This window comes from Idiomarina fontislapidosi, assembly GCF_003226255.1.
Lineage (GTDB): Bacteria > Pseudomonadota > Gammaproteobacteria > Enterobacterales > Alteromonadaceae > Idiomarina > Idiomarina fontislapidosi.
The window spans coordinates 274,463-299,404 of record NZ_QJST01000001.1; the positions used below are offsets into that span (position 1 = coordinate 274,463).

Consider the following 24,942-nt stretch of genomic DNA (forward strand, 5'->3'; position numbering starts at 1 on the left):
TATGAGCAACCAGTTCATGTTTGCTGATGAGCCGCAACAATCGCAACCAGCATTATTGAAAGATAAATGGAAAGTCCTGATTGTCGATGATGAACCTGAAGTTCATGCGGTAACAAAATTGGCATTAAGCGATTTTGAGTTTCTGGGCCGAGGTCTTGAGTTTCACAGTGCCTTCTCGGGTGAAGAAGCACGTCAATTAATTGATACGCATCCTGATGCGGCGATCCTATTGCTTGATGTGGTTATGGAATCCGATGATGCAGGGTTAAAAGTCGCGCGCTACATTCGCGAGCAGGCCGATAACCATTATACTCGCATTATTCTTCGAACCGGTCAGCCGGGGCAAGCGCCCGAACGTACCGTTATCGTGAATTACGATATCAATGATTATAAGTCAAAAACAGAACTCACTGCGCAAAAGTTATTTACCGCGGTGATGTCTTCGTTGCGTTCATACCGCGATATTATGTCGGTTGATCAAAGCCGACAAGGTCTAGAGAAAATAATCGAAGCATCAGCGAACTTGTATACCTTGCAACCGATGCAACAGTTTGTTGATGGCATCGTACAGCAGTTGAGCTGGGTCATTGGTGGTGCCCGGCAGACCCTTTATGCAACGGCAACCGAAGACGGACGAGCTTATCGTGTGGTGGCGGCGAATGGTGAAGATAGCCAGGTAGCGAAAGGGCAAACACTTCGTTCGGTGTTGCCAGCGAAGGCGCTGGCAGAGCTCGATGGTGTGATAGCAAATAACTATCATCACTACGGTGACGGTTTTGTGTTGATGTATTGCCGCAGTCACTGTCGCCCTCAGGGATCGGTGCTGTTTATTGGTGGAATGTCTCGCTCACTCACCGAAGACGATCATCATGTGTTAAAGCTATTCGCAGAACATGTGCAGAAAGCGCAGGATAATGTGGTGTGCATCGAGGACACCGATATTTTAATCGCCGGAATCGCAGATCAACTTGTGCAGTTGCAGGCAAATTATTTTGCCATTGACAAAGCCACAGGTTCAGAGGCGATTGCTTATCGATTAGGTCACGTGCTGTTCGATGAGTTGACGGCCATTGATATCAGTTGTGCGGTAACCCTCTATGCCCGTGCTAAGCCTTTGTTGGCGTGTATTGAACCCAATGCCGCCGCGCTTGAAACCAGCTGCCAACAACGCATCGCGACCTCATTGCGAGGCCTTAAAAATGGTGAGCAGCAAGCGACTCAGTTTGCCTACACGGCACTGATGGAGCGCTTGGAGCGTTGGGATGGACTCGGTTTACCGGACGGGAAAAAGGGCACTTCGATTGCTGATTCAACGCAGACTATCTTGGTCTCGGAACAAATTGCCGATTGGCGTACCCAGGGATTATCGGAAAGTGATATGATTACGCGCTTGCAAGATGAGCGTGGGCGATATTACTCCCCCGACTTTTTAGATAAAGTGATTGCACATATTGGCGCAGCGCTCGCGGACTAAACGCGGGTTGCCAATAGCGTACTTTCAGACTGTGAGGAGAACTGATTTTGTATATCGCGTTTAAACATCTGCACGTGCTATTTGTCGTGCTTTCAGTAGCATTATTTATGCTGCGTTTTTTTTGGGCGGTAAAGTCCCCTCAGCAACTGCAGAAAAAGTGGGTGAAAATTGTTCCGCATGTGAACGACACCTTTCTTTTGCTCAGTGCCATTGCCATGATCATTATTGTAGGCGGCGCACCCGTGGGGGGTGAGTGGTTATCTAACAAAGTGATTGGCCTTGTCGGCTACATTATTTTTGGTTTTATTGCATTTAAATCTTCGAGTGCAGGATTGCGTTGGGTCGGCTTTATAGGTGCCGTGACTTGGTTATTATTTTTATTCCATGTCGCTTATTCCAAAATGCCTATTTTGTTTGCGTAAAGCACGCACAACGTATCTATCAACTCGTTTAACGCTAGGTGACCATGTCGTATTCTTTTCTTGAACTCAGTGAACAAGAATGGCTGCCAACAATTGATATAATTTGGGAGATCAGTCGTCAACTTGGCTACCGTAACGTAGCTGACATTGCCGAGTTTTGGCAACAAGTTGACGGTTTTGAAGGCTTTGATGAACACGCTTCAGCAGCGGAAAAAATGGCGCAACTTGGACGCTACTTTTATCGCGAACTGGGGTACAGCGATGCGCCTGAATCGTGGGTCAAGTCGCACCGTATTTTGATTCACGAAGTCTGTGTGCAACGTACGGGCGTGCCTTTGGTGCTGGCTATCTTGCTGCACGCAGCGGCGCATCGTCATGGATTGCACGTGCAACTCATCGACTTTCCAGGCTATCCGTTGCTCAAGTATGAGACGCACGGGCATGCACACTTTTTTGACCCACATACGGGTGAATCAGTGCGTTATGAGGACATTGTTCATCGCTTTGATCATCTGATGGATGGCGACGCTCAGTTCTGCTGGGAATGGGCCGAGGCAACACCTCAGGCCGCCTTGCTTGAGGCGTATCTTACCGAGTTAAAACAATGTTTCATGGCCGAAGCGCGGTTTGAAAAAGCGTTACGCTGTATTGAGATGTTACTTGTGTTGCGTCCAAATGACCCCTATGAGATTCGTGACCGCGGCTATTTATACGAAGAATTGGGCTGCCAACACATTGCAGCCGACGATTATCAATTTTTTGTGGAGCAATGCCCCGACGATCCGAGTGCTCAGCTGTTAAAACTGCAGCTTGAGAACTATGCGGGTCCGTCGCACATTGTCCATTAGTAACGATTTAATAAGAATGATTAAGAAATAAGGAGTATCCAGATGCTGGCAGCTGCACCCAAGGTTGCAGAAACGACCGCTTTGATCACCAATGATGGTGTGATCATTGGCTTACTATTAGCCATTTTGGGGTTAGTTTTTTATACCCATTCGAGTAAACATCCTGCGTTTGAGAAGTTTTATAAGTTTGTTCCAGCCTTGTTGCTGTGCTACTTCATTCCGTCATTACTTAACACGTTTAATATTGTCGACGGTAACGCGACGGCGGTGACGGATATCACCATGGATTACTTACTGCCCGCCTGTATGGTGTTGCTGACCTTGAGTTTAGATCTGAAGGCGGTCATGGGCTTGGGCTCAAAGGCGTTGGTACTGTTTTTAACCGGTACGTTAGGTATTGTCATCGGCGGCCCAATTGCTTTGCTGTTAGTGTCGTTGGTGTTCCCAGAAATGCTAGGTGGCGCAGGCCCCGATGCGGTTTGGCGCGGCATGACTACGATTGCCGGCAGCTGGATTGGTGGCGGTGCTAACCAAGCGGCGATGAAAGAAGTCTATGAAGTCGGTGGCGAGATTTTCTCTGCAATGGTGACCGTAGATATCATTGTTGCCAATTTGTGGATGGCGGTGTTGCTTTATATGGCGGCTAATTCAAAGCGCATCGACGCGCGCACCGGTGCGGACACTTCGGCCATCGACGCGATTCGTGCAAAGGTTGAGAAGTATGAAGCAGAGCATGTACGCAATCCGAGTCTGCGTGACTTAATGCTTATTCTTGCTGTTGGCTTCGGTGTGGCGGGTTTTGCTCACTTACTTGCCGACTGGATTGCGCCTGCGATTGGCGAACACGCACCTTACCTGAGCCGGTTTAGCCTCGATAGTCTGTTCTTCTGGGTGATTGTACTGGCGACTGCAGGCGGAATTGCATTATCGTTTACCCGAGCACGTTCACTTGAGGCCGCTGGTGCGTCTAAGATTGGCTCAGTATTCGTATACATCCTTGTCGCAAGTATTGGCTTACATATGGACGTTACGGCGATTGTCGACGCGCCTAAATACTTCCTGATCGGTGCGATTTGGATGATAATTCATGCGAGCTTGATGCTGTTGGTCGCGAAACTGATCAAAGCGCCTGTCTTTTACATGGCGGTTGGGAGTCAGGCGAACGTTGGTGGTGCGGCTTCGGCGCCCGTGGTCGCGTCTGCGTTTCATCCATCGCTCGCCCCTGTGGGTGTGTTACTTGCCGTGATGGGTTACGCTTTGGGTACCTATATGGCGTATCTTGCCGGTCAAATCCTGCGTGTCGTGGGTAGTTAAGGAGCTTGAGCATGCAATCCATTGAGATGGGTAAAATTACCTTTGATAACCAACGTCCGTTTGTTTTATTTGGTGGGCTGAATGTATTGGAATCACGGGACCTTGCGCTCCGCACGGCGGAGCACTTTGTGACGGTGACTGAGGCACTCGGGATTCCATACGTCTTTAAAGCGTCGTTTGATAAAGCGAATCGCTCGTCAATCCATTCGTTCCGCGGGCCAGGGCTCGAAGAAGGCTTAAAGATATTCGAGTCGGTCAAAGAAGCGTTTGATGTACCTATCATTACTGACGTTCACGAGCCGCATCAGGCAAAGCCTGTTGCGGAAGTCGTTGATATTATTCAGTTGCCCGCGTTTTTGGCTCGCCAAACCGACTTAGTGGTCGCGATGGCAGAGACCGGTGCGGTGGTTAATGTGAAAAAACCACAGTTTTTAGCGCCGCATGAAATGAAGCACATTATTAAGAAATTTAGCGAGGCAGGTAACGATCGCATCTTATTGTGCGAACGCGGAAGCTGCTTTGGTTACAATAACTTGATTGTTGATATGCTGGGCATGGACGAGATGAAATCATTGGCGCCTGTGGTGTTTGATGCGACACACGCGTTACAACGTCCAGGTGGCCGCGCAGACTCAGCCGATGGTCGCCGAGCGCAAGCGGCGGAATTAGCACGCTCCGGTATGGCGTTGGGACTAGCGGGCTTATTTATTGAGGCGCATCCTAACCCTGATGAAGCAAAGTGTGACGGTCCTTGTGCGCTGCCGTTGGCGAAGCTCGAACCTTACTTGCAACAGATGAAAGCGATTGATGACCTCGTTAAGTCATTCGCTCCACTTGATACGACCAACTAAAACTGAGCTATGTTAAAGCCGTCACATATGCAGGCGCCCACTAAACTCACCGGCGTTGATGCGGCAAAAATATTGTCGCGCGCTGTGGGCGGCTTATTAGCGCTGTTAGCGTTAGCCATGCTGATTCCTTTTGCGGTCGCGGTCGCTAACAGTGAAAAAGAGCAATGGACCTATTTAACTTTGGCGGTCATTGGCTTTGTTGCTGGCGCGGCATTGTTTCTGCAAAAGTCGGGTGGCGCTAAACTGCGCGCACGGCAAGTGTTTTTGCTGACGTCCTTATGTTGGCTATTTGCGAGCTTGTTTTCGGCACTTCCATTTATCTTCGCACAACCTTACTTGAGCTTTGTTGACGCTTGGTTTGAATCCATGTCCGCGATCACCACTACTGGCGCGACGGTCATTGTTGGACTGGATGATCTACCTCGTGCAGTACTACTGTGGCGCGGCATGTTGCAATGGTTAGGCGGTATTGGAATCATCGTGATGGCGATGGCGATCCTGCCCTTTCTGCAAGTGGGTGGCATGCGGCTGTTCCAAGCCGAGTCGTCAGATATTTCAGGTAAGTTTATGCCGCGTTCGAGCAACATGGTGTTTGCTATCGGTCGGGTGTATATCTTACTGACGATTCTCGTCATGGCACTGTATTGGCTCGGCGGTATGAAAGGCTTTGATGCCATCGTTCATGGTATGACGACCATCGCCACTGCAGGCTTCTCTAATTACGATGCCTCATTTGGGCACTTTGCCGATACGCCTTTTCTGATGGTCACCGGCACTGTGTTTATGGTCGCGGGTGCCTTGCCATTTGTGTTGTATATTCGCGCGTTAAAGGGCGAGGTCGGGCCGCTGTATCACGATAGTCAGGTACGAGCTTTTCTGACGTTTCTGGTGATCGCCATCACTTCTATTACTCTGATGCATGGCACCCAAGGTCGCGATGTTGTTGATGCGTTGATTCATACTGCCTTTAACGTGGTTTCGGTGGTGACTACCACGGGTTATGCCAGTGAAGACTACGGTCAATGGGGCAATTGGGCTCTGATGTTATTCTTTTACCTCATGTTTGTTGGTGGCTGTACCGGGTCAACTGCTGGCGGCATGAAAATATTCCGCTTTCAGCTTTCTCAGCTATTACTTAAAAAGCAGTTTAGCCAACTGATTCATCCCAACTTGGTGCGTGTTCAAAGCTATCAAGATCGTCGTGTTAACGATGCCTTACTGGGCTCGATGGTGGCATTTTGCTTTATGTATTTCATCCTCGTCGCGTTTATCGCGCTCGGCTTATCACTCTTTGATTTAGATTTTTTAACTGCGATCTCGGGTGCGGCTTCTGCCGTAAGTAACGTTGGACCCGGATTGGGCGAGGTGATTGGTCCGTCGGGAAACTTTGCCAGTTTAGAGGGTGGTGCCAAGCTGTTGCTCGTGTTTGCTATGCTCGCAGGGCGGCTCGAGATTATGACGGTATTGATATTATTTCATCGTCATTATTGGCGACACTGATACCTTTGTATTAAAACGTAGGGGTAAATTATGGATCCGTGGTTGCTCGCCTTGCTTGTCAGTGGTGCCAGTGGTTTGATGACAGCCCTGGGTTCGAGCGTCGTATTGATCGGTTGGCAACCGAGTCAGCGTCATACAAATATCTTACTTGGCTTTGCTGCGGGTGTGATGCTCGCTGCTGCATTTTTCTCGTTAATCGTACCGGCACTTGAGGTCGCGGGTGACCTGTATGGTGACGGGATCATTCCCCCGCTGATGGCAGTCACAGGCATATTAGCCGGTGCTTTGTTGATAGCATTTATTGATAAAACGGTACCGCACGAACATTTCGTGAAAGGGGCTGAAGGCCCGATTAACTCGCGGTTAAGCCGACTATGGCTGTTTATCATCGCCATCACTATTCACAATATCCCTGAAGGTCTTGCTGTGGGTATTACCGCTGCGGGTAAAGATTGGGATGCCACCGTGGCGATTGCATCTGGTATCGGGTTGCAGAACGTGCCGGAGGGGCTTGCCGTTTCGCTCGCCTTGCTAGCACTTAATTATTCACGCTTTAAAGCCTTTTTAATCGGTGCATTAACAGGTGTCGTTGAGCCGCTGGGCGGGCTGTTAGGTGGGATTTTTGTTGGCTTAACTGAATGGTTGCTGCCATGGGGGCTGTTGGTTTCAGCCGGCGCGATGATTTATGTTATTAGCCATGAAATTATTCCCGAAACCCACCGCGAAGGTGAACACTCTAAAGCCAGTGGTGGATTAATGGTGGGATTGGTCATAATGTTGTTTTTAGACGTATGGTTAGGTTGAGTTCATTACACAGAGGACAATCACTCATGTTTAAACGTTCGTTTTTGACCTTGGCATTAGCAGCTACGTTGAGCACTGCCGCCTTTGCGGGGGCACCGCAACAAAAAACCTCGGCTCCTGGTTATTATCGTATGATGCTGGGTGATATCGAAGTGACCGCGTTATCGGATGGCACCACACAACTACCTGTGCACCAACTGCTACAAATGGATGCGGATAAAGTGCGCGATAAACTCGCTGAGTTTTATCGACAATCACCGCTTGAGACTTCGGTTAATGCCTATCTCGTCAATGATGGCGAATCGCTTGTGCTCATTGATACCGGCGCCGGCACGCTATTTGGTGCGTCACTCGGCAATCTCATTAAAAATATCCAGGCAGCGGGCTACTCGGCTGATGATATTGACGAGATTTATATTACCCATATGCACTCGGATCATATCGGTGGTTTGATTGCGGGGGGTGAACGCGTCTTTACCAATGCAACGGTTCGTGCAGATAAACATGATGCGGATTACTGGTTGTCCCAGCAACAGATGGAGCAGGTACCCGAAGATAAACGGGGTGGCTTTAAAGGGGCTATGGCTGCATTAAATCCTTACGTCGAGGCAGGGCAGTTTAAAACATTCGTTGCTGGTGAGACGTTGGCCGCACAAATCACGAGTGTTGAAGCTTACGGGCACACGCCAGGCCATACGATGTATCGACTCGATGCGGGCGATCAAAGTTTGGTTTTTTGGGGTGATTTGATGCATGTTGCCGAAGTTCAGTTCGACCAACCGAGCGTCACCATCGCGTTTGACAGTGATCAAGACGAAGCGCGTAAACAACGTGTCGACGCTTATGCTGATGCGGCTGAAAACGGCTATTACGTGGCGGGTGCGCATTTGCCGTTCCCTGGCATTGGTCAACTCAAAAGCGATGACGATGCCTACGATTGGGTGCCTGTCAATTACTCTCCGATGTGGTAACGTGCCATAATATTTCAGCGAACACTTGATCGCTGAAACGACATCGATTAAATTAAACGCATGTTTAAAATGTGTGTTTTCAATCATGTCTACTATAAAAAGTCATGCTAGCGACGCCCGCACTTCGGTGCGGGAGTCAGCTAACAAACCTTCAACGCAAAAGCGTATCCTCGATACTGCAGAGCGTTTGTTTGCCAAAGAGGGATTCGAACAAACCTCTTTGCGTCAAATCACTCAAGAAGCTGCGGTCAATTTGGCCTCGGTTAATTATCATTTTGGTTCTAAAAAGGCACTGATTCAGGCTGTCGTAGCGCGTTATATGGACGTGTTCATGCCTGCGCTTGATGAGCAGTTACGTGCGCTTGACGATGAGTCGGAGCTCACTACATTGCAGGTGTTCGAAGCATTCAAGTTGCCGTTATTTGCCTTGAACGGAATTCATAAACGAGGCACCGAACGGTTTCTGCGGCTACTTGGCTTTGCTTATTCAGAAACTCAAGGTCACCTAAGACGTTATACCCAGTCGGCGTTTGGTAACGTGTTACAGCATCTGATGGCATTATTACACAAAGCCAATCCGAACCTATCTGATGAAGAGATGTTCTGGCGTCTGCACTTTGTGCTAGGTGCTACGGTGTTTGCGCAAGTCTCGGGACAAGCGTTGATTGAAATTGCACGTGCTGAATTTGATCACGACGTGAATATTAAAACCGTCATTGAGCATTTGATCGTATTTATAGCAGGAGGTCTCGAGCGACCTTAAAAGCAGACAGCTTGGGTAGGTTGATCTAGACTGACTCTAATTCCCATTGTTTGGAGAGTTACATGGAAATTTTGATCTTAATTATCGTGCTGTTGGTCATTGTACTCGCAGTGGGCGATATTCGTCGCAGCTTGATTACCAAACCGGTATTCAAATTGTTTAAACGTATTTTGCCGCCATTATCGGATACTGAACGCGAAGCGATGGAAGCGGGCGATATCTGGTGGGACGGCGAACTCTTCAGTGGGCGTCCAGATTGGCAGAAGCTACTGGAGACCCCAGAGCCGAAACTCACCAACGAAGAGCAAGCCTTCGTTGACAATCAGCTCGCCACGCTACTCGATATGCTGGATGACTTTAAGATCGTTCAACAAGACCGTGACCTGCCGAAGCCTGTGTGGGACTTTCTCCGCAAAGAGCGTTTCTTTGCCATGATTATTGGTAAAGAGTATGGCGGTTTAGACTTTTCGCCAGCGGCGAACTCATTTATTGTCTCGCGCATTGCGTCGCGCTCAATCAGCGCAGCCGTTTCGGTCATGGTGCCTAACTCACTCGGTCCAGGTGAGCTTCTGACTCACTATGGTACGGATGAGCAAAAAGACTATTGGTTGCCACGTTTAGCCGATGGCACTGATATTCCATGTTTCGCGCTGACAGGACCAGAAGCAGGCTCTGATGCCGGTGCGATCCCTGATGAAGGTATTATTTGTAAAGGCGAACACGAAGGCAAAGAGGTGCTGGGTATTCGCCTAAACTGGTCAAAACGCTACATTACTTTGGCGCCGTCAGCGACCGTGCTTGGTCTGGCGTTTAAGCTGTACGACCCGGAGGGATTATTCGGCGACAAAAAAGAATTGGGTATTACGTGTGCCTTGATCCCAACTTCACATAAAGGTGTTGTTACCGGTGATCGCCACTTCCCATTAAATCAAGCGTTCCTCAATGGTACAACGTATGGCGAAGATGTGTTTATTCCATTAGAGTGGATTATTGGCGGTGCGGACTACGCCGGTAAAGGGTGGCGCATGTTGGTTGAGTGCTTGTCAGCAGGACGCGGTATTTCATTACCGGCATTGGCAACGGCGTCAGGCCATGTAACTCAGCGTATGACCGGTGCTTATGCATATGTGCGTCAGCAATTCGGCTTACCCATTGGGGTGTTTGAGGGCGTGCAAAGTGCCATGGGTAAAATCGGTGGTACCAACTATACCCTTGAATCGATGCGTCGACTGACCGTATCAGCACTGTGCCAAGGTAAGTCGCCTTCGGTGGTTACCGCAATGACCAAATACCACATGACTGAAATGGGTCGTGAGGTGATTGAGCATGCGATGGATATTCATGCGGGTAAAGGCATTCAATTAGGTCCGCATAATTATCTGGGTCATAACTATATGGCGACACCTGTTTCCATCACGGTTGAGGGTGCGAACATCCTAACGCGTAACCTAATGATCTTTGGTCAAGGCGCGACACGCTGCCATCCTTATGTGCTTGAAGAGATGAAAGCCGCAGCGAACCCTGATGAAGAACAAGGTTTAATGGCGTTCGACGGTTTGCTAATGAAGCATATCGGCTTTGCTGTCAGCAACGTGTTTAGCAGTCTGTGGATGGGTGTGACGAGCTCGCGCTTTAACGAGACGCCTGTCAGTGGTGAAACGGGTCGCTATTACCAGCACTTAACACGTTTTAGTCGGGGTCTTGCGATGGCTGCAGACGTATCGATGTTGATGTTAGGTGGTGATTTAAAACGCAAGGAAATGATTTCTGCTCGCCTAGGCGACGTGTTGAGCCACCTGTACATGGCATCGGCAGTGTTAAAGCGTTTTGAGGACGAAGGGCGCCAAGCGGCTGATTTACCTTATGTGCATTATGCTGTGCAACACCATCTGCACAAAATTGGCCATGCCTTTGACGGTTTCTTCCGCAACTTCCCGAAACGCTCGGTTGCAGTGCTGATGCGCGCAGTGGTATTCCCATTAGGTAACCGTTTTGCTGAACCATCTGACCAATTGTTGCAAGATATCAGCACGGACATGATGAAACCTGGCATCACCCGTGATCGTCATACCTTCCTGTGTTATTGGAAAGATGACGAGAATGATATGACAGGTCATATGGAGAAGGCGTTCTTAGCGATGCTGGAGATGAAAGATGTATACAAAAAGCTCCGCAAAGCGCAAAAACGTGGTGAGTTATCGAGTAACCTAAACGGTCAAGCCTTGGCAGATAAAGCGCAGGCGCTCAATATTATTAGTGCTGAAGAAGCCGAACAATTAGCGCACACTGAAAAGCTACGCTTGACAGCAATTGGCGTAGACAGCTTTGCGCCTGGTATTATTGAAAACAATCAGTTCTACACCACGAAAGGTGACTTACGCAAGCAAGCCGTGCGCGATTAGCGCACGACTTTAACAAATGCATGTTATTGCAAGGTGGCGCGCTTATCTTTCATCGTAAAGATAGGCGCGTTTTTGTATGAGCGATTGCCGTCTCGTTCCATGGCGGCAGTGCTTACAGGACATTGTCCGTTGATAATATAATCACGCGCAGCGCCGGTCAGCGGGTCAGCAAACTCGCCCCAATCAGCAACGATGGCATCGTCTACTGAGCAGTCGGGTGTCAAGCCATCGTAATACTGACCATTGCCCTCAGAATTTACGGTTTCAAAGTTAATAGCAAAGGTTACTTTGTCACACAGTTGCTGAGGCTGTTGTCCCACCGGTTTACCGCAACTGGTTTCACCAATCGTCGTGACATCAACATGTGGCCGTAGCGAGTTAATCACGAGTTCAGAGGATGAGCAGCTGGCGCCGGTGGTTAATACGATGACATTATCTAAATCGAGTTGTCTCACACCATCAACCAAGCTGAACGCAACCGTCTCGTTTTGTGCCGAGTTATTCTCGTTGAAACGATACTCGATAAACGTTTTGCCCTGTACTTGCGTGCCTGCGGTTTGCGTTGCAAGCTGATTGGCGTAGCGGATCAGTCCGCCACCGTTGTAACGAAGGTCAATCACTAATCGATCGATGTTACTGTTGTCGAATTGATTAAATACTTGGTTAAGGTCATTACCCGTGCGATTAATGAAGGTATCTAAGGTAAAGTAACCGACGCTTTGCCCCTCAATTTGCCAAATCGTTTCACCCATCACGGTATTTGTGGCGACGTCCTCTTTGGTTAAGCTGGCAGTTTGCTGATTACCCTCTGGGGTGCGCCAAGTAATGCTACGAGAAACACCCGGCTCGGCGGGCCCAAGCGCGTCGTTGTATTGACCATTAGCGAGCAACTGTGACACCGGCACGTCATCAATCGCAATAATTTCGTCTGCGCGACGCATGCCTGCATCCCACGCGGGTGAGTCTTGGTACACAAAGCGCAGTTTTATTCGGTCAGCACCAATTTGCTGTTGTGAAAAACCAAATCCGGCGTACTCGGCCGAAACAAACAGCGCATCATATTCTTCTTCGGTCAAAATATAGCTATAGCGGTCTTCCGGTGCGCGTAACGCTTCAAGTAGCTCATAAACATCGTCATAGGCTTCGGGATCGATACTTTGCGGCAAGCTTTCATTCCAAAAGTAATCATCCTGCATATAGTTGAAAAAGCGTTGGTTTTGGTCTGCAACCGAGCAGGTGGCAAAGCTGTCTCCGCCGCCACCGCCTGTGCCTGTTCCACCACTCGTACTGCTATCGCCGCCTGACGACGAGCCGCCGCAGGCAGCGAGCGCTGAACAAAGCGAGAGAGATAAAAGTGTACGTACCGTCTTCATTTGAATCACCATTGTTAACAGTGTGTTAATCATCCTATTACATGCTTATTTTTTACATGGGTCAAGCTGTACAAATAGGTCACCTCTGGCAAACTAGCGACTATCACTAAGATCAAATGAGACGATGAAATGGCACAGGTAATGATCGATATCGCGGGCACCGCGCTGACGGCAGAAGATAAACAACTCCTCGCGCACCCGGATGTGAATGGCTTGATATTGTTTACCCGTAATTTTTCGAGTATTGAACAGGTTGAGACGTTGGTGGCTGACGCGCGCGCAGCATCTAACGGCCCGCTGTTAGTGGCTGTTGACCACGAAGGTGGTCGCGTACAACGTTTCCGTGATGGCTTCAGCGCCATTCCGGCGATGGCGCGTATCGCCGATTTACCAGAACAGGAACAGTTAGCGGCCGCGCAAGACTTAGGTTGGTTGATGGCGCGCGAGGTCAGAGCGGTTGGTATTGATATCAGTTTTGCACCGGTTTTGGATATCAATGGCTGCAGCGAAGTCATTGGTGACCGCGCATTTGCGCGCGAGGTCCAGCAGGTTGCTCACCTCGCACAAGCGTTTATTGAAGGGATGCATGAAGCGGGTATGGGTGCGACTGGTAAGCATTTTCCTGGGCACGGTTCCGTTGTTGCCGACTCACACTTTGCAGTGCCTGTTGATAGTCGTTCAAAAGAAGATATTTTTAACATCGATTTGCCGGTGTTCGATATGTTAGCGGATAAATTGGCAGGGGTTATGCCTGCACATGTCATCTATGACCAAGTCGATGCGCAGCCCGCCGGATTCTCGCGATATTGGTTGCAGGATGTACTTCGCGACCAGTTAGGCTTTAACGGCTTGATTTTTAGCGATGACTTATCGATGCAAGGCGCGACGGTTGTGGGTGACATGCGTCAACGTGCTGTGGCAGCAATAGCAGCAGGTTGTGATATGGTGTTGGTCTGTAATGACCGCGACGCAGCATTTGAACTGCTGCAACAGCCGTTGCCAGCCACATCAGCACGCAGCCGCTCGCGTCTACAAGCGATGTTGGGCGCAACCAATTATGAGCGGATGGATGAGTTACAACGCTCGAACCGCTGGCAATCAGCACAGCGTTGGCTCGAGCGCTTTAATAGCTGATTAAGCCTCGTAAGGTAGCGGGTCTTTGACGCCGTTGGCGGCAAAGGCCTCTAAGCGCTCCACACATGCGCCACATTTGCCGCACGCTTTATCGCGTCCGTTGTAGCAGGTCCAAGTGTCGGCGTAATTGAGTGCCATGCGCAAACCGTCTGCTAAAATAGCATTTTTATCAACATCCAGATAAGGCGCTACAACCTCGATAGGTTCGTAATTTGCGAGTTGACTCACCACATTCATTTGTCGTACAAACTCGGGACGACAATCGGGATAGATGGCGTGATCGCCTGAGTGGGCACCATAATATACGGCGCTAGCCCCTTCTGATACCGCATAGCCTATCGCCAACGACAGCAGAATCATGTTGCGATTCGGCACGACGGTCGACTTCATTGAGGATTCTTCGTAGTGACCTTCTGGGATGTCGATATCATCGGTCAGCGAACTACCTGCTAATAAACCATTGATGGCTGTAATATCGACGACTTTATGGGGAATACCTAAGTCTTTACAGACCTTTGCCGCAACATCGAGTTCGCGGACGTGACGTTGACCATAATTAAATGATAATGCGGATACTTCGTGACCTTGCTGCAATGCCTTATTCAGGACAGTAAACGAATCCATTCCACCTGAATAAATGACAACCACCTTTTGCGACATGCGCTGACTCCCCGTATAATTAACTTCCCAATCATTTTAGCGAAAATCATGACTTACCGCATTAACGAAATTTTTGAAACACTGCAGGGCGAGGGTACTTTTACAGGTGTCCCTTCTATTTTTATCCGTTTACAGGGGTGTCCTGTCGGGTGTCCCTGGTGTGATACCCAACACACATGGGAAATTAACTCAGCGGATGAAGTATCTGTTGCCCGTATGATGGACAAATCAGAGGCGAGCCCGCACTGGGCAACGATGTCGAGTGACGATATCGTCGAACTGATCAAGCAACGTGGCTATCGCGCTAAACACGTGGTTATTACTGGCGGTGAACCGGCGATGTACGATTTACGTGCACTGGGTGAAGCACTTGAGGCGCAGGGCATGCGGTTGCAGATTGAGACCAGTGGCACCTATGAGTTGCTAATAACGCCTGCTACGTGGGTCACCGTCTCACCTAAATTGGACATGCCGGGTGGCTATTTGGTCCGCAGTGATTGCCTATCACGCGCCGACGAAATAAAGCATCCCGTGGCGATGCAAAAACATGTAGACGCACTGGATCAATTGCTGAAAGGGCAACGCTTAAATGCCGACGTGGTGATTTGTCTGCAACCGATTAGCCAACGACCGCGTGCCACAGAATTAGCGATGAAGGTGTGTATTGAGCGCAATTGGCGATTATCGGTACAGATGCATAAATATCTTAATATCGAGTAAGCCATAACGAGATCGCGCCCTTCAGACGCGGCGGGCTCGCACTTTCCTTCCTATACTGCCTGTTCCTTTTATCAACCGAGGAACAGGTATGCATCAGAATCACTTCACAGTCTTATCAAAATCGACTCAACGCGGTCAAGGTATGACCGAATATATCATTATTGTCGCCTTGATTGCCGTTGCGGCTATCGGGGTCTATTCAATGTTTGGGCAGAGCTTGCGTAACCAAGTGGCCGGTCTTGCCAAAGAAATGACTGGGCAAAGTGCCTCGTCTGATATTAATCAGGCTAGACAATCGGCGCGCACAGCTTCAACGGTAGCCAAAAAGAACATTAATTTGGGCAATTATGACGAGGCGAATCAGACGGAAGAACAATGAGGTTGGGTTCGCACAAAAAGGGCATGGCATTGCCGCTGTACTTGGCATTTTCGCTGCTACTTTGCTTAGCGCTGTTATCGGTGACTCAACTCGGACAGCATGCTCGTAGACAGTTTTACTTGCAGAGTGTAGCGGATAATGCAGCGATGAGTGCTGGCGTGTTAATGGCACGCCAGCTCAATTTCGCGGCATTGTTGAACCGTGCGTTGATCGGAAACCAAGTGGCATTGGCTCAGTGGGTCGGCATGCATAGCTGGTTTAATATGATGGTCTCGCTACTCAACAACAGCTCTACGGTGCTTTCGTTTGTTCCTGCCTTAACCGGACCCATGTTGACATTTAAACGTGTGTTAAAAGGCGTAAAACAAGGTACAGAAAAGGGTCTTGCGGCGGTAGTGATGCTTCATGTAGCAATTATTCAAGCAATCTCAGCGCTACAAACGGTATTGCAACATACCTTAATTGCGGAAATTCCGTTCTCACTTAACGATGTTATCGCCGCCAATGACCAACAGTTAGAGTGGGATGCGTTCCATGGTGGCGGTATCGTGCCGTTTCCCGCCCTGTGGTGGCGGCTCACCACGGTCAAGTCGACGAAAGATAAAGAACAATCCGAGTTCTTTAAAGATCTGGTATTGAAAAGTCGCGATCCATTCTCGAGCAAACGAACTTATGACTGGCTTGATGTCTATGCGCTCAAAATACGTCGAGCGGGCGGCAGTGATTTAGCCACACGCTGGAATGGGGAATGGAATTGGCATGCAATAGATACGGTGTCAGCGCATTGGCGTAAGTATGCACTCTTCGGCAGCATGAAAGAGCGTGTTCCTCTTGCTTGGGGCGCATCGGCGCAGTATGTCCGTGTCAAACGTTGGGCGTCTGATTATGGTGAATCTGAATGGATTAATCCCTGGGCGACTTGGTTAGGCTGGACATCAATGCCGCGCTTAAAGGTTCGTCAGCCCGCATTCCGTTTTGTGCGCCTAAAACACACAGCACGACTGGGTGCCGATAAGATAGTTATAAAAATAACTGACCCTACGAGCGAACAACAGGCGATTGCAAAAGCCGAAGTGTTTTTCTCTCGGCCAAACAGTCTGTTTCCTCGCTCTGACAATCAATCTGAAAAAGAAAATTTATTCAATGCATTGTGGCAACCACGTTTAGTACCGCTATCACTTATTGAACAAACAGTGCTAGGTATTCAAGCTTATGAAAAATCGACTTAATAGCCTCTATGCGAGGGGGCATGTACTGGTTGAGTCGCTGATTGTGGCGGGGCTCTGGGTGATATTGCTATTGTCACTGGCTGATGTCCTTTTGCCAGCAGTCAACTTAAGCGAAACAACGCTTGTACAGCAACGGCATCGTATTTTTACAGACCCGTTGGACTCAGAAAACCTAACACGATCCCGTGATTATACCTCCGCTAAAGTGAGTCAGCGCTTATTGGATCCTCTCGACAAGCTCGTCAAAAACAACTTGGAGGTAAACAACCTAGTTAAGACCAAGCAAGAGAAGCCTTTATGGGTTATGGCTCAGCTACGTGATGATTGGGCAGCCAAAGAGGATGCTGAATTGCGCGATCGTCCCGCTGGTTGGGTGCTTAATCGTGTACTTGATATGAATTGGCTAAATGCTGTGCGTGACATTATCGCGATTCTCCCGTTTGCACGGGAATTTTCGAGCAGCTCACTAATTTGGGGGCATATTGATGATGAAGTGGTTCCGGAGGAGGAAGAGAAGTGTTCGCGGATATTCCAATGGCTTTGTTGATGTGGACGTGGTCTGAACCAAACGCAATCAATGGCATGATGCGTTTAGAGCAACCTGACCAGCCCCGCTGGCCCGTGTTAGAGCGCAAGTTTCCAAACTGTCCGTTGACCGATGATCTGAAGCTGTGGGTTTGTGAAATTGAGCAAAAAATCTGGCTATTGCATCAATCTGACGATGGAGTTTGGTGGCTTTCTTCGCTAAGAGGACGAGCGCCGGTCACCCGTCCTCCTTTCAATATTGGTCTGACACCTTTTAGTTCGGGACAGCAGCAGGGGTACCAGTACTGGCTTTTTGTTGAACCCATCGGAAAGCTGGCAATGCAGCGTCAGCTGGAGTTTCGGTTGGGTCAGCTTGAGCGTCAACGGTTATCCGTAAATGACACCCACGAACTCATCCATCTTCCTTCATTAAATAGTTTTTTGAGCATCTATAACTATAACCAATGGACGGTATTGATATGGCTAAGCAATCGGCAGGGCAAGCGCTAACCGAATCGCTTATTTTGCTGCTTATGTGTTGTATTTTTTTGTTTGGTACCGACTGGGGACAGTCGATTGTGGACGAACTAAAACAGCTTGGGCGGTTACTGGCGCTGCATTTTAAGACATTACTTAATTTAATTAGTTTTGTACCGGGGAGCGGAATGTGAAAGCAAAAAAGCAATGGCTCATACTCATGCTGCTTAGCGTTGCCTTGACAGCTTTCACGTTGTGGCTACTACGTTCATATCTTCACTACGAGACGGCTAAGCGTTTAAAAGCGGAGGCTCCTCCTGAGCAAGCGATTGTTGTATTCAGTCAAGACTTGGATGCAGGTACGTTAGTGGATACGTCAATGTTGTCACTTCGACAGTATCCCGCTCATCTAGTTAACGCAGGTTGGATGACCGAGGCGTCTATCGGCACTATTTTAGACTTGCCGCTAAAACATGCTGTTATCGCTGGCACGCCCGTTGAAGAAACACAATTTGAATTATCGTATCAGAAGCGTATGGCAGATAGCTTACCCACTGAACATTGGGCTATCACGCTTCCCGTCGACATTATGCAAATTCACCATGGACAGTTGCAGCCTGATGATCGAGTCGATCTGGTCAGTAAAAACAGCTTAGAAGGCACGTTGCAGGTTGTCGAAAATATTCGTGTGTTAACGATAAACGGGTCTGATAACGGACATAGCTTATCGGTCACGTTAGCAGTATCGGCCGACCAAAGGCTTCAACTGGGCCAGATGATTGGTGACGGCATGCAATGGTGGGTGAGGGCAGCGGATGATAAACGTCGTCCTTGGCAAAAGCATGTACGTCGTTCGGCAGTTATAGGCTGGTAGGAGTAACCCCAATGCTTAATCGATTAATGACTTTGGTCTTGCTCATCGTTGCCCCTGCGTGCTTTGCGACGTCGGTTGATGAGCTTACCATTACGGTTGGACAAAGCGAGCGAATACGCATTACATCGGGCACCCAAGTCATGGTCGCCAATGAATCGTTAGCACAAGCGAAATTGGTCTCTGAAGATACGCTGTTGGTGCGTGGTTTAATGGCTGGAACAACGGATATGTGGTTGATTGGTCCACATGATAAACGCATTGTTATTACTGTAGTCCATGCTGTTCCAGCATCCGTTATCGGAAGGCTAGAAGCTTGGCAGCGTGACTACCCCGACTTTAGCTTTCATCATGTTGGTAACCAAATAGAGCTAAAAGGCACTTTACCCGATGCAAAGCGGGCATCACTTCAAAAGTTAATCGCACCCTATCCGAATATCATTGACCAAACCTCGGCCACTCGAGTTGAGCGACCGATGCTGCGGCTTAAGGTCACGATCTTGGAAATTAAGCAACAGTTTGTGCGCCAACTCGGAATTCAATGGGATTCACAAATTGCAGGTCCAAACTGGCAGTGGGGTCGTCAGGGAGGCGTCGAATGGAGTCCTTTATTGATGTCGAATATTCAGTTACTCGAACAGCAAGGTGCCGCCAAATTACTGGCAACGCCCGTGTTGACTACTCAAAGCGGTCAGCCAGCATCGTTTCTTGCTGGGGGGGAAATTCCGATTCCTCAAGTGGTGGGTCAAGGCATGCAGGACCTCACCTTTCGTGAATACGGTGTGCGTCTAACCATCGAACCCGTCATCGGGATGGATAACCAAATTACCGCAAAATTAAGCGCCGAAGTATCGAATCTCGATCCCGCCGTTGAAGTGAATGGGGTTCCTGGCATTCTCACGCGCCGAACCGAGGCGGTATTAAGTTCGCAACACGGAGAGACAGTCGTGTTATCCGGATTATTAAGTGCTGATAGCAGTGAATCTGAAGCGGGGCTACCGGGTCTAAACCGACTGCCAATCGCTGGGGAAGCGTTTAAACAGCGGGGACAACGCAACCAGCATACTGAGTTACTTATTTTTGTAACGAGCGAAATTGTCGCGCAGGACTACCAGCGTCATGCGTTGAAAAGACGACATCAACAGCAGGCACGGCAATGGTACCAACAGGCCGGATGCATTGGACTCAAGGAGTGAGCATGGATAAACAACAACTTCGATTCGCCCTCAAAAATCACCTGCAACAACGACAGTCGGGTGTGCAGGATCTACCGCCAGCGGAGCTCAGAGAGCACGCTAAACGTTATTTACTAGAGCTTCATAGTCATCAGTCTCAAGTGTCAGAAGATGCGGTGGCCGATGTGATTGATGAGATGCTCGGTTTGGGTCCTATTGAAGCGTTGCTGAGAGACGAAACTGTGTCCGAAATTATGGTGAATCGTTATGATCAGATTTTTATTGAACGGGCAGGGCGGTTAACTGACTCTGGCCTGGCTTTCAGCGATGAGTCGAGTCTACGACGGGTCATCGAGCGCATTGTATTACCGCTTGGCAGACATGTTGACGACTCTTCACCTATGGTCGATGCCCGATTATCCGATGGCTCACGGGTGAACGCGGTGCTGCAACCGCTCGCCGTGAAGGGAAGCTGTATCACAATCCGTAAGTTTTCCTCAACGCCGTTAACAATTGATGACTTGATTAAGTTCGACTCGTTATCGCCAAAAGCAGCGGAGTTTTTGAAGCTGGCTGTTGAGTGTCGGCAAAATATTATTATTTCGGGCGGTACAGGAAGCGGCAAAACCACCTTACTTAATACACTATCTTCGTTTATTCCAAGCGACGAGCGGATCGTTACGATTGAGGATGCTGCTGAGCTGAGGCTACAACACAAGAATCTGGTCTCACTCGAAGCCCGCCCGAAAAACCAAGAAGGAAAAGGTGCGATCCATATTCGCGATCTGGTTATTAACTCGCTACGCATGCGACCTGATCGAATCGTCGTGGGTGAATGTCGCGGTGCCGAGGCATTAGACATGCTTCAAGCAATGAATACTGGACACGCGGGTTCACTCAGTACGGTGCATGCCAATACCGCGCGAGATGCCGTGCGACGGCTAGAGATTATGGTGTTAATGGGAGCAATGGATTTGCCCGTGTTTGCGATCCGTCAGCAGATTGCCAGTGCCGTTGATTTAATCGTGCAAACCGCACGACTAAATACCGGCCAGCGGGTCGTCACAAGTATTGATGAACTAACAGGTATTGATGGTGAAACACTTCAAATTGGTACCTTGTTTGCGCGACAACGTGGGGAACACGGTTTAGTCAGCCAAGGGATGCCTGCTCGATTTGCAGCTGGGCAACCGCCTGAGTTGCAAGAGCAATTGACGCAGACCTTAATGGGTTAAATTTATGCTCATTGCTGTTATTGCCTGCACATTATTCACCATTGTGATTTGGTTAGCATGGATGCGCCAGATCAACAGGAATCGTTTACAAGCCATTGAAGGCACCCTGGCTCAGCATACGCAGCGCTCATTACAAGAGTTTTTTGTTTTTCTACCGGTCAAATGGTTAATTCGCGGCTATTTGATTGCCAGCATTATCCTGCCGCTCATCATGGGATCACTCTGGGGAGTCAATTCTGCCGGAATTACGTTGTTGACATGTTTAGTTTCTCCGCCTTTGATTTATCGCAGGTTCAGAAATAAACGTTACCGTGCATTACAGCGCCAATTGCCGATGTTGCTAATGAATTTATCGAATCAACTCAAGTCAGGTATGAGTATGGTCAACGCCATCACGTCATTATTTGGTGAATTTGAAGCGCCGTTGGGGCAGGAAATTAACGAAATCATTCGACAAATTAAGTTAGGCGATGATTTACCAACCGCGTTGATCGGCTGGCAGCAACGTGTGCCGATTTTTAGTATTACGCTGGTGGTACAAGCGCTAATTCTTGGTTATCGCAACGGTGGACAACAGTCACAAGTATTACGCCGGTTGGCAGAAAATTTGGGGCAACAACAAAAAGTGCGCGATAGGCAACAGGCTTTGTCAGCGCAGGGACGCATGCAAGCTTGGGTCTTGATCTGTATGCCATTTGCGCTTTTTTTACTGCTGAATTGGATGAAACCCACTCATACGGCGTATCTCACTAACACCTTAGTCGGTCAAGTGGCTTTAGGGGCCGCGCTTATACTGACCTTAATAGGTGCAATGATGGTTAAACGTATATTAAATACTGATGACTTCTGATGCAGTTACTGATTATTGTTTTTTGTTTATTCACGCTTTGCAGCCTGGTAGCTGGCACTGTGCTATGGATTGCACGTTACCTTCAGATAGCTCAGCGCTGGGAACGGTATTGCGAACGCCTGTATCAGAAAATACCCGCTCGCGCTCAAGTTATATTGCGGCGTTGGTTTGATTTAGAGCAAAAAGCTACACGCTTCCATTATCGCGTTATCAACGTCAGTTGTCTGATAGCGATGCTGGGTACTTTTAGTCTACTGTTCAAATTGTATTGGTTGGCGATGATGCTCGTGCTGGTGACCGCGCTGATTGTTCAGCGCGGGCAACGACAGTTTCGTAGCAAACAAGCACATATCTATCGTGAACTGCCCGACTTCTGTGATTTGCTTGCCATGATGTTGGCATCCGGACTGCCGTTGATTCCTGCGCTCGATCGGGTCGCCACAGCATCAAGCATGGGCTTCCTCGCTCGGGAAATAAACTACGTGGGGCAACAGATTCGACGTGGCACCGATTTGGAAAGCGCTCTGAATAGCTTGGCAGATCTCTACCGGGTGAATGCATTAAGTGAATGGTGCAAATTACTAAATAGGGGATACCAACAGGGGAATAGCTTAATCGACGCCTTAATGTTCTTTTCTGAACAGTTGCGTGACGAGCAACTTAACCATGCTGAAAAGAAGGCGCAAGAAGCGCCTGTTAAATTGCTTTTACCTTTGCTCAGCTGTTTTTTTCCCGTCAACTTTTTAGTGATCTTGGGGCCTATTTTTATTCAGCTGTCGCAAGGAGGCTATTAATGAATGAAACAATAATCTGGCCCGATACGCACTACTTAACGAGCTACATTCAGCGTCTGCGGGGTATCACTGCTATTAACGATATCACAGCATTAAGCGCTTTTTGGTTTCCGCACTGTCGAGCGGTACATACTTGGGGGATGCGCTTTCCCATTGACGTTATCGCATTAGATAGCCATGGCATCATTATCGATGTGAAGCGTTTGTTGGTGCCTAATCGAATGTATTGGCATAAGCGGGCGGACACTCTAATCGAGCTGTGTGCTTTGTGTCCGTATCCACTCGAATCATGGATTGGAGCACAGCTCCAGTTAGAGGCAAGGAGGCATGATGAAGAAGACCGTTGGGCTACTCGTATTGTGTTTGAGCGCGTGTAATAGCACTCCACAATCACCTCAGTATGCTCAGTATCAATTAGGCAACGCCAAGGCGTGGTACGAGCAGGGCGATCTGCTTTCGGCGGAGCAGCATTTACATGCACTGCATCAACACGGTGCAGGCAGCGCCGAGAGTTGGCGTTTATTAGGTAATATTCATCTTCGTCAGCATCGCTTGGAGGCTGCTCGCGAAGCCTACCGTACATCGGTACAGCTTAATCCACACGAGAGCGATGTGTGGCATAATTTAGCTTTAACCGAACTGAGGCAAACAACCGCCACGTTAATGAAAGCGCGTACTCAGCTGCAACGACTACCGGAAGAGGATGAGCGACTATTATCGTTGCTGCTTAAGTTACAACGAGTCAGCTTAGGTAATGACCAGATGTAATCGTGGCTTCGCAGTTGCCGTGGTACTGCTCACATTAGTCAGCTTGGCAATGCCAGCCGGCTCACTATCGTTGACCTTGCAGCGCCAACACAGGTTGCTTAATGCGTTGACGGCGGAGTATGTGCATATGATCAAAGCAGCATGGCAGTTGCAGTCACACCGGTTACAGCGTGTGCCATCAGCGACTGAATTTTCAAGCTATTTGAGACACTCAGAAGTACCGTGGTCCGTTGAGCTAAGTGCTGGTAATGGCGGTATCTACGCAATTATTCAGCCGGTAACGACTCTACAGAGACGTTACCTTGCTGATCATGTTGAAGGGCAATGGTTCGAAGATAGCTGGCGTATTGCGCTGTCGGCTAACCCATGAACGCGTGCGGGCTTAGCGAGCAGAGTGCTTAAGAATACGTGACTTCTGACGCTGCCAATCGCGCTCTTTAATGGTATCGCGTTTATCGTGCGATTTTTTACCTTTGGCTAGGTAACACTCAAGCTTAACCCAGCATTGCTTCCAATACATGGCGGTTGCCACCACCGCAAAGCCTTCGCGCTCTGATGCGCCAATTAACTTATCCAGCTCTTTCTTTTTCAGCAATAACTTACGCGAACGGTCAGGCTCACAATAGACATGACTGGACGCTTGCGTGAGCGGTTGAATTTCCGCACCCAATAAAAACGCTTCGCCATTTTTCATAATGACGTAGCTGTCGCGAATATTGACCTTTCCTTCACGAATACTTTTTACTTCCCAGCCTTGCAGGCTGATGCCCGCCTCGAATTTTTCTTCAAGAAAATATTCATGACGCGCTTTTTTATTCAGTGCGATGGTCGAACTATTTGATTGTGGTTTTTTCTTACTCATGGCAACTATTATACCCATGAAAAACTAAAAGAAAATTCATTTTAAGGGCTTCAATGAATACGTGTTTGAGTTATCATTGCGCTAAACGAAGTAAGCGATAGAGGATTCATGCCTAGCATATCAAAAAGCGCGCTTGTCTCATACAGTGCTGAGCAGATGTTTGATTTGGTTAATGACATCGAATCATACCCAGAATTTGTGCCGGGTTGTGTCGGATCTCAAGTACATGAATCTGAGCCGGACTTTAAAATCGCTAGCCTTGATATTAGTAAGGCAGGTATCAAAAAAAGGTTCACTACGCGCAATCAGTTATTTAAGCCTGAACGCATTGATATGAGCCTTGAAGATGGCCCTTTTGAGTCGTTGAGCGGCGGCTGGCAGTTTATTCCGCTTGCTGATGACGCGTGCAAAATTCAGTTCGATTTAACCTTTCAGTTTTCTAACCGATTACTGGGTATGGCATTTGGCAAGGTGTTCAGTGAAGTCACTGCGCGTATGGTCGATGCGTTCGCACAACGCGCTAAGCAGGTATACGGATAAG

At 48.7% G+C, this 24,942-nt stretch carries 29 protein-coding genes; 26 read left to right on the forward strand and 3 right to left on the reverse strand.

The window, feature by feature from the left end:
• Nucleotide 1 precedes the first annotated feature (1 nt).
• From DFP83_RS01305 to DFP83_RS01350, 10 genes are all read left to right on the forward strand, one after another.
• A complete protein-coding gene (locus DFP83_RS01305) occupies nucleotides 2-1,474 on the forward strand; it encodes a DUF3369 domain-containing protein (RefSeq protein ID WP_110572390.1) in 1,473 nt (490 codons plus the stop codon).
• 47 nt (nucleotides 1,475-1,521) lie between these two features.
• Nucleotides 1,522-1,896, forward strand: coding sequence for a SirB2 family protein (locus DFP83_RS01310; protein ID WP_110572393.1), 375 nt, complete (start codon nucleotides 1,522-1,524; stop codon nucleotides 1,894-1,896).
• A 44-nt stretch (nucleotides 1,897-1,940) separates the two neighbouring features.
• On the forward strand, nucleotides 1,941-2,744 hold the full coding sequence (locus tag DFP83_RS01315) for a SirB1 family protein (protein ID WP_110572395.1): 804 nt from the start codon (nucleotides 1,941-1,943) through the stop codon (nucleotides 2,742-2,744).
• Between the two features lie 42 nt (nucleotides 2,745-2,786).
• The gene (locus DFP83_RS01320) at nucleotides 2,787-4,058 is read left to right on the forward strand and encodes a DUF819 family protein (protein WP_110572398.1); all 1,272 of its coding nucleotides are present in this window, start codon (nucleotides 2,787-2,789) and stop codon (nucleotides 4,056-4,058) included.
• An 11-nt stretch (nucleotides 4,059-4,069) separates the two neighbouring features.
• Nucleotides 4,070-4,909, forward strand: a complete 840-nt coding sequence (gene kdsA, locus DFP83_RS01325; protein WP_110572400.1) for a 3-deoxy-8-phosphooctulonate synthase — start codon at nucleotides 4,070-4,072, stop codon at nucleotides 4,907-4,909.
• Between the two features lie 27 nt (nucleotides 4,910-4,936).
• Nucleotides 4,937-6,409: a TrkH family potassium uptake protein gene (locus tag DFP83_RS01330; protein ID WP_110572402.1), complete on the forward strand. Its 1,473-nt coding sequence runs from the start codon at nucleotides 4,937-4,939 to the stop codon at nucleotides 6,407-6,409.
• Between the two features lie 30 nt (nucleotides 6,410-6,439).
• Entirely contained in the window at nucleotides 6,440-7,213 is a 774-nt protein-coding gene (locus tag DFP83_RS01335) for a ZIP family metal transporter (protein WP_110572404.1), read from the forward strand.
• A gap of 26 nt (nucleotides 7,214-7,239) precedes the next feature.
• Entirely contained in the window at nucleotides 7,240-8,184 is a 945-nt protein-coding gene (locus DFP83_RS01340) for an MBL fold metallo-hydrolase (protein ID WP_110572406.1), read from the forward strand.
• A gap of 85 nt (nucleotides 8,185-8,269) precedes the next feature.
• Nucleotides 8,270-8,947 (forward strand): TetR/AcrR family transcriptional regulator, encoded by a 678-nt coding sequence (locus tag DFP83_RS01345; RefSeq protein WP_181416347.1) that lies wholly within the window; start codon nucleotides 8,270-8,272, stop codon nucleotides 8,945-8,947.
• Nucleotides 8,948-9,009: 62 nt separating this feature from the next.
• Entirely contained in the window at nucleotides 9,010-11,349 is a 2,340-nt protein-coding gene (locus tag DFP83_RS01350; protein WP_110572408.1) for an acyl-CoA dehydrogenase, read from the forward strand.
• A 23-nt stretch (nucleotides 11,350-11,372) separates the two neighbouring features.
• Here DFP83_RS01350 and DFP83_RS01355 read toward each other — a convergent pair whose 3' ends face one another.
• On the reverse strand, nucleotides 11,373-12,722 hold the full coding sequence (locus tag DFP83_RS01355; RefSeq protein ID WP_110572864.1) for a S41 family peptidase: 1,350 nt from the start codon (nucleotides 12,720-12,722) through the stop codon (nucleotides 11,373-11,375).
• A gap of 129 nt (nucleotides 12,723-12,851) precedes the next feature.
• Here DFP83_RS01355 and nagZ point away from each other — a divergent pair, with 129 nt between their 5' ends.
• The gene (nagZ, locus tag DFP83_RS01360; protein ID WP_110572410.1) at nucleotides 12,852-13,856 is read left to right on the forward strand and encodes a beta-N-acetylhexosaminidase; all 1,005 of its coding nucleotides are present in this window, start codon (nucleotides 12,852-12,854) and stop codon (nucleotides 13,854-13,856) included.
• Here the strand turns inward: nagZ and queC are convergent, their stop codons facing one another.
• Nucleotides 13,857-14,516 carry a 7-cyano-7-deazaguanine synthase QueC gene (queC, locus tag DFP83_RS01365; protein WP_110572412.1) on the reverse strand — a complete coding sequence of 220 codons (660 nt, stop codon included), beginning with the start codon at nucleotides 14,514-14,516 and terminating at the stop codon, nucleotides 13,857-13,859. It lies immediately after the preceding gene.
• 48 nt (nucleotides 14,517-14,564) lie between these two features.
• On the opposite strand from queC, the gene queE reads away from it, so the two are divergent.
• The 14 genes from queE (at nucleotide 14,565) to DFP83_RS01435 (ending at nucleotide 23,909) form a co-directional block, all read left to right on the forward strand.
• Entirely contained in the window at nucleotides 14,565-15,236 is a 672-nt protein-coding gene (gene queE / locus DFP83_RS01370) for a 7-carboxy-7-deazaguanine synthase QueE (protein ID WP_110572414.1), read from the forward strand.
• Nucleotides 15,237-15,324: 88 nt separating this feature from the next.
• Nucleotides 15,325-15,615 (forward strand): Flp family type IVb pilin, encoded by a 291-nt coding sequence (locus DFP83_RS01375; RefSeq protein ID WP_110572416.1) that lies wholly within the window; start codon nucleotides 15,325-15,327, stop codon nucleotides 15,613-15,615.
• Entirely contained in the window at nucleotides 15,612-16,844 is a 1,233-nt protein-coding gene (locus DFP83_RS01380; protein WP_110572419.1) for a hypothetical protein, read from the forward strand. The genes DFP83_RS01375 and DFP83_RS01380 overlap by 4 nt, the downstream gene beginning before the upstream one ends.
• On the forward strand, nucleotides 16,828-17,391 hold the full coding sequence (locus tag DFP83_RS01385) for a hypothetical protein (RefSeq protein WP_110572421.1): 564 nt from the start codon (nucleotides 16,828-16,830) through the stop codon (nucleotides 17,389-17,391). The genes DFP83_RS01380 and DFP83_RS01385 overlap by 17 nt, the downstream gene beginning before the upstream one ends.
• On the forward strand, nucleotides 17,379-17,879 hold the full coding sequence (locus DFP83_RS01390; protein ID WP_110572423.1) for a hypothetical protein: 501 nt from the start codon (nucleotides 17,379-17,381) through the stop codon (nucleotides 17,877-17,879). The genes DFP83_RS01385 and DFP83_RS01390 overlap by 13 nt, the downstream gene beginning before the upstream one ends.
• Nucleotides 17,849-18,040, forward strand: a complete 192-nt coding sequence (locus tag DFP83_RS01395; RefSeq protein WP_110572425.1) for a hypothetical protein — start codon at nucleotides 17,849-17,851, stop codon at nucleotides 18,038-18,040. The genes DFP83_RS01390 and DFP83_RS01395 overlap by 31 nt, the downstream gene beginning before the upstream one ends.
• Nucleotides 18,037-18,720: a Flp pilus assembly protein CpaB gene (cpaB, locus tag DFP83_RS01400; protein WP_110572427.1), complete on the forward strand. Its 684-nt coding sequence runs from the start codon at nucleotides 18,037-18,039 to the stop codon at nucleotides 18,718-18,720. The genes DFP83_RS01395 and cpaB overlap by 4 nt, the downstream gene beginning before the upstream one ends.
• Nucleotides 18,721-18,731: 11 nt before the next feature.
• Entirely contained in the window at nucleotides 18,732-19,913 is a 1,182-nt protein-coding gene (locus tag DFP83_RS01405) for a type II and III secretion system protein family protein (protein WP_110572429.1), read from the forward strand.
• 2 nt (nucleotides 19,914-19,915) lie between these two features.
• A complete protein-coding gene (locus DFP83_RS01410) occupies nucleotides 19,916-21,127 on the forward strand; it encodes a TadA family conjugal transfer-associated ATPase (protein WP_110572431.1) in 1,212 nt (403 codons plus the stop codon).
• Nucleotides 21,128-21,131: 4 nt separating this feature from the next.
• Nucleotides 21,132-21,977: a type II secretion system F family protein gene (locus DFP83_RS01415; protein WP_110572433.1), complete on the forward strand. Its 846-nt coding sequence runs from the start codon at nucleotides 21,132-21,134 to the stop codon at nucleotides 21,975-21,977.
• Nucleotides 21,977-22,771: a type II secretion system F family protein gene (locus tag DFP83_RS01420; RefSeq protein ID WP_110572435.1), complete on the forward strand. Its 795-nt coding sequence runs from the start codon at nucleotides 21,977-21,979 to the stop codon at nucleotides 22,769-22,771. The genes DFP83_RS01415 and DFP83_RS01420 overlap by 1 nt, the downstream gene beginning before the upstream one ends.
• Complete coding sequence (locus DFP83_RS01425; protein WP_110572437.1) at nucleotides 22,771-23,148, forward strand: DUF192 domain-containing protein; 378 nt, start codon at nucleotides 22,771-22,773, stop codon at nucleotides 23,146-23,148. The genes DFP83_RS01420 and DFP83_RS01425 overlap by 1 nt, the downstream gene beginning before the upstream one ends.
• A complete protein-coding gene (locus tag DFP83_RS01430; RefSeq protein WP_110572439.1) occupies nucleotides 23,099-23,539 on the forward strand; it encodes a tetratricopeptide repeat protein in 441 nt (146 codons plus the stop codon). The genes DFP83_RS01425 and DFP83_RS01430 overlap by 50 nt, the downstream gene beginning before the upstream one ends.
• The gene (locus DFP83_RS01435; RefSeq protein ID WP_110572441.1) at nucleotides 23,526-23,909 is read left to right on the forward strand and encodes a hypothetical protein; all 384 of its coding nucleotides are present in this window, start codon (nucleotides 23,526-23,528) and stop codon (nucleotides 23,907-23,909) included. The genes DFP83_RS01430 and DFP83_RS01435 overlap by 14 nt, the downstream gene beginning before the upstream one ends.
• Before the next feature lie 12 nt (nucleotides 23,910-23,921).
• Here DFP83_RS01435 and smpB read toward each other — a convergent pair whose 3' ends face one another.
• Nucleotides 23,922-24,401, reverse strand: coding sequence for an SsrA-binding protein SmpB (smpB, locus tag DFP83_RS01440; protein WP_110572443.1), 480 nt, complete (start codon nucleotides 24,399-24,401; stop codon nucleotides 23,922-23,924).
• A 108-nt stretch (nucleotides 24,402-24,509) separates the two neighbouring features.
• Between smpB and DFP83_RS01445 the strand changes: the two genes are divergently transcribed.
• Nucleotides 24,510-24,941, forward strand: a complete 432-nt coding sequence (locus DFP83_RS01445) for a type II toxin-antitoxin system RatA family toxin (protein WP_110572445.1) — start codon at nucleotides 24,510-24,512, stop codon at nucleotides 24,939-24,941.
• Nucleotide 24,942 lies beyond the last annotated feature (1 nt).